Annotated in this window: 7 protein-coding genes and 1 pseudogene; 6 read left to right on the plus strand and 2 right to left on the minus strand. The window is 46.5% G+C overall.

The genetic code is table 11. The annotated features are described in order from the left end of the window. Positions 1–92, plus strand: a pseudogene (locus H6F66_RS12125) (IS5/IS1182 family transposase); the annotation flags it as partial. A gap of 265 nt (positions 93–357) precedes the next feature. On the opposite strand, the gene H6F66_RS12130 reads toward H6F66_RS12125, so the two are convergent. Continuing rightward, positions 358–2,157 carry a gamma-glutamyltransferase family protein gene (locus tag H6F66_RS12130; RefSeq protein ID WP_190421522.1) on the minus strand — a complete coding sequence of 600 codons (1,800 nt, stop codon included), beginning with the start codon at positions 2,155–2,157 and terminating at the stop codon, positions 358–360. A gap of 152 nt (positions 2,158–2,309) precedes the next feature. Here H6F66_RS12130 and H6F66_RS12135 point away from each other — a divergent pair, with 152 nt between their 5' ends. After that, positions 2,310–3,074: a Uma2 family endonuclease gene (locus H6F66_RS12135; RefSeq protein WP_190421510.1), complete on the plus strand. Its 765-nt coding sequence runs from the start codon at positions 2,310–2,312 to the stop codon at positions 3,072–3,074. Positions 3,075–3,135: 61 nt separating this feature from the next. On the opposite strand, the gene H6F66_RS12140 is transcribed toward H6F66_RS12135, so the two are convergent. Further along, entirely contained in the window at positions 3,136–7,191 is a 4,056-nt protein-coding gene (locus H6F66_RS12140; RefSeq protein WP_190421512.1) for a PAS domain S-box protein, read from the minus strand. Between the two features lie 179 nt (positions 7,192–7,370). Here H6F66_RS12140 and H6F66_RS12145 point away from each other — a divergent pair, with 179 nt between their 5' ends. From H6F66_RS12145 to H6F66_RS12160, 4 genes are all read left to right on the plus strand, one after another. Continuing rightward, a complete protein-coding gene (locus tag H6F66_RS12145; RefSeq protein WP_190421514.1) occupies positions 7,371–8,909 on the plus strand; it encodes a DEAD/DEAH box helicase family protein in 1,539 nt (512 codons plus the stop codon). Positions 8,910–8,966: 57 nt separating this feature from the next. Beyond that, complete coding sequence (locus H6F66_RS12150) at positions 8,967–10,181, plus strand: DUF790 family protein (protein ID WP_190421516.1); 1,215 nt, start codon at positions 8,967–8,969, stop codon at positions 10,179–10,181. A gap of 262 nt (positions 10,182–10,443) precedes the next feature. Next, positions 10,444–10,887 carry a hypothetical protein gene (locus tag H6F66_RS12155; protein WP_190421518.1) on the plus strand — a complete coding sequence of 148 codons (444 nt, stop codon included), beginning with the start codon at positions 10,444–10,446 and terminating at the stop codon, positions 10,885–10,887. 694 nt (positions 10,888–11,581) lie between these two features. Further along, positions 11,582–11,809, plus strand: a complete 228-nt coding sequence (locus H6F66_RS12160; protein WP_190421520.1) for a hypothetical protein — start codon at positions 11,582–11,584, stop codon at positions 11,807–11,809. Positions 11,810–11,898: the final 89 nt, after the last annotated feature.

Here is an 11,898-nt window from a genome sequence, read left to right on the forward strand (position 1 = left end):
GACTCTCTAAGGATTATGAAATTTTGCCGCAGACGTCGGAAGCTTTTATCTATATCGCAAACATTCGTTTGATGTTACGACGCTTAGCTTAGTACACTTCTCAGACATCCTCTGAGAAACATCAGTAACTTTTGACCGGGTTGGATGGATAGTTGTTAATTCACAGTTGCTTATTTTAACCATTTATTTAAACAAAGGTTTATTAAGGTTTCAGCACTATTGTTTAAATAAAAGGCTGGGACAACTTACGGGAAGCTAATGCAATCGTGTTGGACTTTGATAATTAATAGGACGAGCGATCGCCAAGAATTTAAAATTGAAAAAAGACTTATTTTAAATTCTACATTTTTAATTTATCTAATAACCACTAGGCGCACCTTCACCGCGAGGATCGGCTGCGCCTTCCAAAAATCCGTCCGGTGTTACTACGATCGCGTTAGCATTACCCCAAGGCGATCGCTCTTCGATTTTGTGACCGCGACGACGCAGTTCTGCTATGGTAGCGACATCTAAACCAAAAGGTTCTACATTCACCTGGTCGGGAAGCCATTGATGATGGATGCGAGGGGCGGACACAGCTTGTCCGGCATTCATACCGTATTCTAAGACGTTGAGAACGACTTGCAGGACGGTGGTAATAATGGTGCTGCCTCCGGGCGCACCAACAGCCATGCGGAGTTTACCATTTTCGGTGACAATGGTGGGTGTCATGCTGGAGAGGGGAATTTTGCGGGGCGCGATCGCATTCGCTTCACCGCCCACCAAACCATAGGCGTTAGGCACTCCAGGCGCAGCAGCAAAGTCGTCCATTTCGTCGTTTAAGAGAATCCCGGTACCGGGTACAACTACCCCGGAACCAAAGCCGTAGTTAACGGTAAAGGTAAGGCTGACTGTGTTGCGATTCTCATCTACCACCGTTAGATGAGTAGTATCGTTTGATTCGCGGGCAAGGCGTTGTAGAGTTTCTTTATCTGCTGGTTTCACCTCGCTGGATAATCTAGCCCTATTCATACTAATTTCCTGCCGTCTTTCAGCGGCATAGGCAGGGTTAATTAGTGATGAGACTGGGACTTTCACAAAATCAGGATCGCCTAGATATTCGGCACGATCTGCATAGGCAATTCGCATCGCTTCGATCATTAGATGTAGCGTGTCGGGATGATGCCATCCTTTAGATTTCAGGTCGTTAGCCTCCCCATCAACTAACCTAGCTTTCACGTCGCCAGAACCCTCAATTAACCGGGGGTTGGGGGATGGGATTCCCCCAATAATATTTAATATTTCTAGCAGGTGAACGCCTCCGGAGGAAGGTGGCGGCATTGAACAAATACGAGATTGGCGGAAATTGCCGCAGACTGGGGTACGCCAAGTGGTTTTGTAGGTTCTGAGGTCTTCTAGTGTAATTAAACCACCGTTTTTTGCCATGTCGTCGGCTATAGCCCTGGCAATGTTGCCAGTGTAGAAGCTTTGGGGATTTTGCGCGATCGCTTGTAATGTTTTGGCTAAATCTGTTTGTATCAGTCTTTCTCCCGGCTGATACATCGCCCCATTGCGCGTAAAAACTTGACGCGCCGCCGGATTTTTTAATAACGGTTCCTTTCTCCGTTCCGCAGCGGCGACAAAGCGGCGGCTAACGATAAAACCATCTTGAGCCAACTTAACCGACGGTGCCACAACTTCCTGCCAGGATAACTTACCGTACTGGCGATGAATTTCATACAGTCCTGCTACCGTTCCCGGCACCGCCACCGATAGATGTCCATCTACACTGACATTGGGACGCACTTTTCCCGCCGCATCCAGGTACATATCGCGGGTAGCTTTCAAGGGTGCGCGTTCCCGAAAGTCGAGGGCTTTGATTTCGCCAGTTTTCTCCAAGCGCAGCAACAAAAACCCACCGCCGCCGATACCTGCGGAAAAAGGTTCTACCACAGAGATAGCGAAAGCTGTAGCCACTGCTGCATCAACCGCGTTACCGCCTTTGCGTAGCATGGAAACTCCCGCTTCACTACCTAATGGATGGGCGGAGACAACCATTCCCTGCTTGCTTCTGAGGGGTTCAATAAATGCCGCTGGTGCTGTATGGCACCAAGCAACAGTTACAGAGACAGCAATTGTGATAAAGGCAATTCGTTTAGATGGGAGAAAACTTGGCATGGTGTGTTTTGGAGGTGAGAGCGATCGCACTCCTGGCCACCAAATTACCACGGAAATAAACGCGATCGCTGGTGGGCGTGCCAGTCGTTGATAAATTTTGTAATTAGATCACAATAGAAGCAAAAGTCTACTTTATCTTCTCCAAAAGAAAAGTGTCTCCTATCACTCAAACTCCCCTGCCGCAACTATCAATTACCTGGCCTCTGCTGCCAGATGATTTTATCCTACCAGATGACCCCGTGGAGAATACAGATCAACCACCATTAGCTGCTGCTTTGCGCCAGCCTTTGACCACTTTTCCTAACTTAATACAAGATGCCCTCATCGTGTCTAACTTTGCCTTGTGTGCCGCCATTGAGGGGCGAATCATCTGCAAAGCACCAGACTGGATGTATGTGCGTCCGGTGCAACCTTGGACTCGTTCTTATCCGCGTCGCAGCTACACGCCACATACTGAGGGAACAATTCCCCAAGTGGTGATGGAGTTTCTTTCTGCTACTTATGGCGAAGAATATTCGGTGGAATTTACCGAAGGTGTGGGTAAGTGGTTCTTTTATGAAAGAGTAGTTCAAGTGCCTCGCTATGTTATCTTTCGACCAGATACGGGGCGCGTCGAAGTTTATGGGCTAGAGTCAGAGCGTTACCAACTGCAAACACCCGATGAGGCGGGACGTTACTGGATTCCCGGATTAGATTTATTTCTGGGAGTTTGGCAAGGAAGCCATGAAGGTAGAAACGGCTATTGGCTGCGGTGGTGGAATGCCCAAGGGGAGTTGTTGCTGTGGTCAGAAGAACGGGCTGAACAAGAACGTCTTCGCGCTGAACAAGAACGTCTTCGCGCTGAACAAGAACGTCTTCGGGCTGAAAGATTAGCAGAACGGCTACGTCAGATGGGGGTTGACCCAGATCAATTGTGATGCCGAGGGAGAAGATGCGTAGGACGGAGTCCGAGGCGAAGCCATCGCGCTCTAAAATTACTCAAACTTGTCCAGTGCGTCCGGCGAGGTTGGCAATTACGGCAGCTAACTCGGCTGGATCGACTGGCTTGGGGACGTGTAGCTGGAAGCCTGACAAAAGAGCCTGCGTCCGGTCTTCTGCTCTAGCATAAGCTGTCAGCGCCACAGCGGGAATATTTTTCGACGCGGTATCGAGCGCTCTAATTTTGCGAATCAGGCTGTAGCCATTTTCTTCTGGCATCCCAATATCGCTGACGAGTACATCAGGCTTTAAACGTTGTAGTGTTTCAAGTGCAACGCTCACAGACGGAACAGCGGTGACTTCGGCTCCATATTCTGCAAGCATTGTAGAGAGCAAATCTCGCGCATCTGCCTCATCATCTACGATTAGCACGCGCAAACCATTTAGAGGGATGGGGGATTGGGGATCGGGAATGGGGGTAGGGTGTGAATCTTGCTGTGTCCCTAGTCCCCTGTCCCTAGTTGCCTGTCCCTTATCGATGAGTGGCAACCGGACTGTAAATGTTGCTCCTTGTCCTTGTCCTAGGCTTTCGGCGTGGACTGTGCCGCCTTGCAGTTCTACTAGATGGCGGACTATTGCTAAACCGAGTCCGAGTCCACCATGCGATCGCGTTGTTGTTCCATCAGCTTGTCGGAAGCGTTCAAAAACGTAGGGTAGAAAATCGGGACTAATTCCCGCGCCTGTGTCGCTTATCTGAATTTGAGCATAGTTGTCTGTTGACAACGTTTCAATTTGACGACTTGACAATTGTTCCCTGACTACTGACAGTTTAATTGTCACCCGACCTTTGCTGGGTGTGAACTTGACGGCGTTAGAAAGTAAGTTCCAGACAATTTGCTGTAAACGAGTGGAATCTCCCAAGACTGATACCACTGAGCGGTCTAATATGGATTCAATGTAAATTTCCTTGGCGTTAGCTGCTGGTAGGACAATATCAATTGCTGCCTCAATAACTGGTAGAAGTTCTACTGGATAAACATTCAGACGCAGTTTACCTGTAATGATGCGTGAGACATCTAGAACATCCTCGATGAGTTGAGAAAGCGATCGCGTGTTCCGGTCAATTGTCTCTAGCGCTTTGGCGGTGGTGGTGGGGTCGAACTGGCGGTTACGGAGTAGCTGAGTCCAACCAAGCATGGCGTTAAGCGGCGTTCGCAGTTCGTGGGACAGTGTGGCTAGGAACTCGTCTTTCATCCGGTTCGCCTGCACAGACTCGTTGTAGAGGCGGGCGTTGTCAATTGCTAAGGCGGCTCGATCTGCCAAATCTTGCAGAAATACCTGGTCATTAATAGTATACGAGTTGTCGCTCTTGTCGCGGGAAAGAGCGATTGTGCCAATGATCCGACCCCGCACCCGCAGTGGTGCGACCAGAAGGCTGTATACACTAAAGCGTTCCAAACACGGTAAATACTCTGCTTTGATTGAGGCGCGTAGCTGCTCTTGTGATACAACTGGGATGAGCAGCGACTCTCCTGTTTCAAACACGCGAGCCGTTAATCCTTCATCGATGCGCTGGGGTGCAGCAGCTGACAACTCGCGGACAAAGGCGATCGCTTCTGGGTTAGGGTGATAAACGGCAACTGTATTCAACCACTGTCCATCCTCCGACACTAGGCGAATAGTGCAAGTATCGCCAACTAACTCGACTGTGCGCTGACAGATTGTATCCAAGGCAGTTTGATAATCTAGGATTGCTTCAGCAAAAGTTCGCGAAGCCTCGGCTAGAACTTGTAAGCGATTGGCATAGCGAAGGATTTGCTTTTCTGCCCGCTTGCGTTCTGTAATATTAGTATTTACGCCGATCCATTTTATCGGTTTACCATTTTCGTTTTTGATGGCTGTGGCGCTATCTGTCCAATACAGGTAGGTGCCATCTTTTCGCTGGACGCGGTATTCTTGGAAAAATGGTTCGCCTGTTTGCAGATGTTGGTCTACCGCCGCTATGACGCGATCGCGATCATCCGGATGCAGCATATTTTCCCAAGCTTGTAGCGTTCGGGGAAATTCTCCCGGTTCGTATCCCAGGTGTTCGTCTATTTTACCGAACCACTCCATGCGATCGCTCTCGATATCCCATTCATAAATCACATCTGTAGCGCATTGTGCCGCTATTCTAAACCGTTTTTCGCTCTCGCTGAGTGCGGTTTCTGCTTGCTTGTCTAGAGTGATGTCGTTTTGAGTTCCCCACGCTCTTACTAATTGACCATTTTCCACAATTCCCACCAAGTTATTCACAAAATATTTGAAATTACCTTGCTTATCAATTTCATAAGATTCTGCTTGGTGTAGTCGGTAGCCAGAACGAATAAATGCCCGCAGGTATTCAATATTATTTATATCTTCAGAAACGATAAAATTTTCCAGTCTTGTTCCTACAATTTCTTCGGCACTGTCATAGCCATACATCTGTGCCATAACATTGTTACATTCCGCCAAGTATCCATATTGATAAAACTGCTCAATTTGCTCATCTTCTGGAGAGTTTATATAAACTGGCTGCTCAAGTTCAAACCGCCAAATTCCTTCTGAACTTTGTTCTACAAAAGCTCGGTAGCGTTCCTCGCTTTTCCGTAATGCTTCTTCTGCTTGCTTGCGTTCAGTAATGTCATTGACGAGAACAAAAAATCCTTTAACTTCTCCCCCTTCTCCGAAATGGGGAACGTAAGTACCCTGAACATAACGCTGGTCTCCATTGCTGCGTGTAAAGGCGCTTTCGTAACTTACTTTTTGCCCAGACAATGCCGCTTCTATAAACTTTTGAACTGACTGATAAATCGACTCACCCATAACTTCCTTAAGGTGCTTTCCGGTAATCTGGCTGCGCGAATATCCAAACCATTCTTCGTATGCCCGATTATTAAAGCGATAACGCTGTTCTGAATCAACGTAAGAAATGTATATCGGCACCGAGTCTGTTATCAGACGAATTTGTTCTTCACTATCCTGTAGCGACTGTTCAGTTTGCTTGCGAAGAGTGATGTCGCGGAAGTAAACAGCTAAACCATCTTTGGATGGATAAATACGGACTAATATCCATTTTTGAAAGCGCTGATTCAACTCTTCATACTCGACAGCCACCTGCTCAGAAAGTGCATGATGAGCATGAATATAAAATTGCGAGTTAGGGAGTGGGGGAAATACTTCCCACACGATTTTGCTGATTAACTCTTCGCGGGGTTTCTGGAAAAACTGCTCTGCACGAGTGTTTACGTAGGTGTAACGCCATTCGCTGTCTAAGGCAACAAAAGCATCGGAAATGCTTTCTAAAGTGTTAGTAATTTGTTCTTTAGCCGCTTGTTCTTTATTGAGTAGTTGAATGCGTTCTTCTTCAGCTTGCTTGCGGAGGGTGATATCGGTAATCATAGCGATCGCGCCCATAAATTGACCGCGTTCGTCTAAAATTTGGCTAGTGGAGACAATCGTCCAAAGCGTTGAACCATCTTTGCGACGGTAACGAAAGTCAAACTGATCTTTATTTGGCTGCTTGCGTCGCTTAATCCTCGCTTGAGCTTCGATTTGAGCTTCGTCATCCATAAAGTCAAAAATCGAGTGTCCCAGCATTTCCTCTACGCTGTAGCCAAGAAGGTGCGCCATCCGCTGGTTGACATACTCGGTTTTAAACTCAGCATTAGTTGTCCAAATACCTTCGTAAGCGGTATCGACAATGCGACGATATTGCTCCTCACTGGCTTGCAGTTTTAGCATACTCGTCTCCAGCCGCTGTTTCGCAGTGCAAAGTTCCGAGTTGAGTGTGCTAATCAGTAGCGTTACCAGCACGAACACGCCTAGCCGCAAGATATCGTTCAAACTAGCGATCGCCAGCGAGTAAACTGGAGCTATAAAGAAGTAGTTGATGACTAAAGTAGACAAAATTGTAGCCAGCAACCCCGGTTTCATCCCGCCATACCAAGCACTAACCGTCACGGCGGCATAAAACAGTGGCAAAATGGTAGGCGCGATTAGTGGCTTTAGCAGTAATGTCAGTTGTAGCGCGATACCTGTACTAATTACAGCAACACCGTAGCGCCGCAGTCGGGGATGCGTTACTCTCCACATCTTTGTTCAGTTCTCCTCTGTCGCTACCGTAAACACGCTGTTTGTTAAGGAAGCATTCCCATTAAAAAAATCTAGCTGGCGATTAAAAATCATCAAATGCAAGATGTCAGGCGAACTACCATTCTGCATTATGCCTTGACTCTTCTAAAATTATCGGGGACAGAGAATTCAAAAAACAAATGGCTCGTACCCCTACATTATCTTTTGATCGAGGAACTTTAATTTTGCATCCACCGCCAAGGGGGAAATCTTGGGTAGAATACGCTACTTGGGATGACAGAGTGGAAAAGTTCCGCATCCAGGCGATATATTATCGCCAATTGGTGGAAGTGCTGCAAGCGGAAGGGACTAATTTCATCGATGAGGCGAAGGGTTTTGAGTCTCTCTCCCTGGTGGCGAGTATGGAGATGGAACCTTATCCGCATCAGAGGGAGGCTCTGTTGGCTTGGAAGCAAGCGGGTAGGCAAGGGGTTGTGGTGTTGCCAACGGCGGCGGGAAAGACTTATCTGGCGCAAATGGCGATACAATCGACACCGCGCAGTACGTTGATTGTGGTGCCGACTCTGGATTTGATGCACCAGTGGTATGCTCACTTAACGGCGGCTTTTCCGGATGCGGAGGTGGGGTTGTTGGGTGGCGGTTCGCGAGATAAAACGCCGATACTGGTTGCTACTTACGACAGTGCGGCGATTCACGCGGAGACTTTGGGAAATAGGTATGCTTTGTTAGTGTTTGATGAGTGTCACCACTTACCTACAGATTTTAGTCGGGTAATTGCTGAGTATGCGATCGCGCCTTATCGTCTTGGACTCAGCGCTACTCCTGAGCGTTCTGATGGCAAGCACACTGATCTTAATATGTTAATCGGTGCGGAAGTTTATCGCAAAACTGCTGAGGAATTAGCAGGTGCGGCTTTAGCTAATCATGAGGTGGTGCAGATTAAGGTAAAGTTATCGCAACTAGAACGCGATCGCTATAACGAGCTGATTCAACTCCGCAACAATTTTTTGCGAGAATCAAATATTTCTTTAGGCAGTATTCAAGGGTGGCAGCAGTTCGTCATGGTGAGTGCGCGATCGCAAGCTGGACGACGTGCCATGTTAGCTCACCGCGAAGCTAAAGATATTGCCCTTGGTACTGATGGTAAACTGCGAATTTTATCTAAAATTTTAGCGCAACATTATCCGGAACGCACATTAATTTTCACTACCGATAACGCTACAGTTTATCGCATTTCTCACGAGTTTTTAATTCCGGCAATTACGCATCAAACGCCTATCAAAGAACGGCACGAGATATTAACTAAATTTCGGGAGGGAGAATACAAAAATTTGATTGCTTCTCACGTTCTGAATGAAGGGGTTGATGTTCCTGCTGCAAGTGTCGCAATAATATTATCTGGTACGGGTTCGCAGCGCGAGTTTATTCAGCGATTAGGGCGAGTTTTGCGTAAGGGGAATGATGCTAATAAACGCGCTATGCTTTATGAGGTTGTGGCGGAAGATACGAGTGAAGAAGGTACTTCTAATAGGAGAAGGGGAGAGAAGAGGAATGAACCGCGTCAGCCGAAGGCGAAGCGAAGCGAAGGACGCGAAGGAGGAGAGAAGAAAGGGCAGTTGGAGATTTTTTATAGGGCAAATTCTAGTGCTACGAAGAAAGCAGCGGAATCATCAGCAAAATGGGGAGATGATGATGAGGAAAATCTCCCTCCTCCTTAGTTTCTTCTCTTTTTTCTCTTTCCTTCGTGTCCTTCGCGTCTTCGCGGTTTATTCATCATGCTACCAACTGAACTTTTAATCCACCGACAAAATGGCGAAACGATAGTCCCAAAACGCCTAAATATTGATGCTAAGAATTTAGCCGTTGCCAATGAGTTGATTATTTGCTTCCAAGAGGCATTAGGCAACACTCAAGGAGAACTAGATCGTCAATTATCAGAATTAGAAGGTGATAGTCCAGATTATCGCTTAAAGCGAGGATTAGCTCATATTCTCAAAAGCAGCTTGTCTACTTTTGAAGTAGTTAGTCCTCTGGAACCGCCAGAATTACGAGAGCGAGTTTTTGCCCTTTCTGCACAATCAATTCCGAGTCCGCAAGCTTCTGGTGCAACACTTAATATATTAGCTGACAAACTCAGTCAGGAACTAGAAAGAGAAGTTTTACCAAGTCAAATTCAGGCTGGACTTTACGCAGATTTAGCCGAGAATCGCATCTTAACTCAGTTTGATGGGATTACCCCAGAAGATTTGCTACACCGCTACAATTTATCTCAAGTACAAGGCGTTTTCTATCGCGCTAGTCAAATTACTTTGAATGCTCACCGCAACGTCCCAGGAGAGTATAAACTGTTATTTCGCTATCTAAAACTGTTTCAATTGATGGCGTATATTGAGGGCGATGCGGATCATGGGTTTACGATTACAGTTGATGGCCCGACGAGTTTATTTAAGCCTAGTACAAGGTATGGGTTAGCGATCGCTAAACTCCTCCCCGCTTTACTCCACGTTACAAAATGGAGTCTATCCGCCATCCTCCAAAACCGCGACACCTACACCGGAACCTGGAAAACGGGACGCTTTACCCTCAATTCTGACTGTGGCTTAGTTTCCCATTATCCCCCTGGTAAGCCTTACGATAGTATGCTGGAAGCATCTTTTGCTGACCGCTGGGACTCGCTGAAATCAGATTGGGTATTAGAACGAGAAGTAGACCTGATTCCAATTCCTGGTAGTGTGATGATTCCCGACTTTCGCTTAGTACATCCTGATGGTCGCACCTTCTTACTAGAAATTGTCGGCTACTGGCGGCCGGAATATTTGCAAAAGAAATTTTCTCAGGTACGTCGTGCTGAATGCGATAACTTAATTTTAGCGATTTCGGAACGGCTGAATCTAGAAAAAGCAGGAGTAAACTTGAAGGATGTACCAGCAAGAATTATTTGGTTTAAAGATAAATTAATACCCAAGGCGGTATTAGCTGCGCTTGATTAAGCATCGCTATATGAATCCGATTAATCTACTTTGAAATATTTTTCGCACTCGTAGTTGGCTTTCTTCTTTCCAGCTTAGATACGGCGCTATAGCAGGATAAAAGAATAATTTTGCCAGGTGCAGTCGCGCCTAAATTTGTGACATTACCCATCATTCCATCACTTAGGAAGCACTACTTCTATCTATAGTATGACGACTATGATGTTGAGGATGAGATTTAATCAAGTGCGACCTGATACTGGTAAGAGCCAAATAGAAACTGATGAATACATCTCTGAAAACTCAAATTAAAAAAGGCGTTGGTATGATGTCGGTGGTTACAACTGCTGGAATTTTTCTGGCTTTTCCAGCATTAGCACAAGTTAATAGCGTTAATTCTATTAATGGCAATGCTCGTATTGACTCCTCCGCAAGCAGCCAACAATTATTCGCTCAAACCCAAACACCCGGCACCGCACCTGGCGCTGGCAGCACCGACGACAGCGCACCCGCACCTGGCGCTGGCACCACGAACGACAGCGCACCCGCACCTGGCGCTGGCACCAACAACGACGCCACACCCGCCACTATACCCCCCGGCACTACGCCTGCACGCACACCCACCACTAATACACCACAAAGCACTACTGGAGATAGCAATCTTCGACCAGGAAGTTGGGATTGTTTACATAATCCAAATCCAGTCTGTATGAATCCCAGAAGATAGTTAAACTCTTTGCGTGTATGGCGTGGGAAGGTAGCGATCGCACGCCATTGACATAACCAAAATGCCCCCATATTTGGGGGCTTTCGCTTTCTGCTAAGTCAGCCTAAGGAAAGCTGTTTTTTCCAAACATGAGAGGTCACTAATAGTTCAACAACATCCATTTGGCACGATGACATATAATTCATCTTAATGACAATAATCTGTCACAGATGACAATGTGGCTACAACCATAAGTTGTCCAATATTACAACCATAAGTTGTCTACACAAGTCGCTGTAATAAGCATTCTTTCGTCTAGCAGATTGTATCCCGATCGCCATCTAACAAGCATAAATTGACCAAAAGTGGAAATCCTAGGCATAAGTTGGCACAGAGTCGCAAGCGTATCCCTATAAAAACCATAGGTAATTAGCTAAGACTCACCTCAGCCCGAGCAGCGACTTAGGCGCTACTTTGCTAATCTTCAACTGAGCATAGCTATCTTCATTTGTAATGACCTCTTTAATATTTCTCAATAAAAAGCCTTTTAAGTAGAGGAAACTTATTTTAAGTTATGGAAGTTTTTGCCTATATTCAAGGAATCACTCAACCGATTAATTGACCACCTGTGTAGCACTCATAAAATCCTCATCAGTTTCAAACCCAGCTAGGTGAGGAACAAACCGTTAGCTCAGGAGTAAGAGGAGACTGGTGGATGCTCACTGAAGATGAGTTCAAAAACTGGTGTCGCCGCCTTAATATGACGGAACTAGCGAGGAAGAGCATAGAACTAATTCGCTCATCCGAACCATCGCGGCTTGTTGGCGGGGGTAGAAAGAACGTTTCAGGACGCTATCCCAGCCGCAAGATGAGGAACACTATTCAGTTTGAGTCACACCGTAACGAGCTAGCGCATATTTATAGAACCCATTTGACATCTTAAGAAGTGGCTGAAAGCCTCTTAATCATTAACCTGATGAAGCAAAGGTTGATTTTGGTTGTGGCATTGGCTAAGGTTCGCTTCCCCGTTCT

The sequence above is a fragment of the Trichocoleus sp. FACHB-6 genome, assembly GCF_014695815.1.
In the GTDB taxonomy this organism is placed as follows: Bacteria; Cyanobacteriota; Cyanobacteriia; order Cyanobacteriales; family FACHB-T130; genus Funiculus; species Funiculus sociatus.

What these genes read in the sequence shown, in the direction of transcription:
- H6F66_RS12130 (WP_190421522.1), bottom strand. Translation starts at nt 2,157, where the DNA reads ATGCCAAGTTTTCTCCCATCTAAACGAATTGCCTTTATCACAATTGCT.
- H6F66_RS12140 (WP_190421512.1), bottom strand. Translation starts at nt 7,191, where the DNA reads ATGTGGAGAGTAACGCATCCCCGACTGCGGCGCTACGGTGTTGCTGTA.
- H6F66_RS12145 (WP_190421514.1), top strand. Translation starts at nt 7,371, where the DNA reads ATGGCTCGTACCCCTACATTATCTTTTGATCGAGGAACTTTAATTTTG.
- H6F66_RS12150 (WP_190421516.1), top strand. Translation starts at nt 8,967, where the DNA reads ATGCTACCAACTGAACTTTTAATCCACCGACAAAATGGCGAAACGATA.
- H6F66_RS12155 (WP_190421518.1), top strand. Translation starts at nt 10,444, where the DNA reads ATGAATACATCTCTGAAAACTCAAATTAAAAAAGGCGTTGGTATGATG.
- H6F66_RS12160 (WP_190421520.1), top strand. Translation starts at nt 11,582, where the DNA reads ATGCTCACTGAAGATGAGTTCAAAAACTGGTGTCGCCGCCTTAATATG.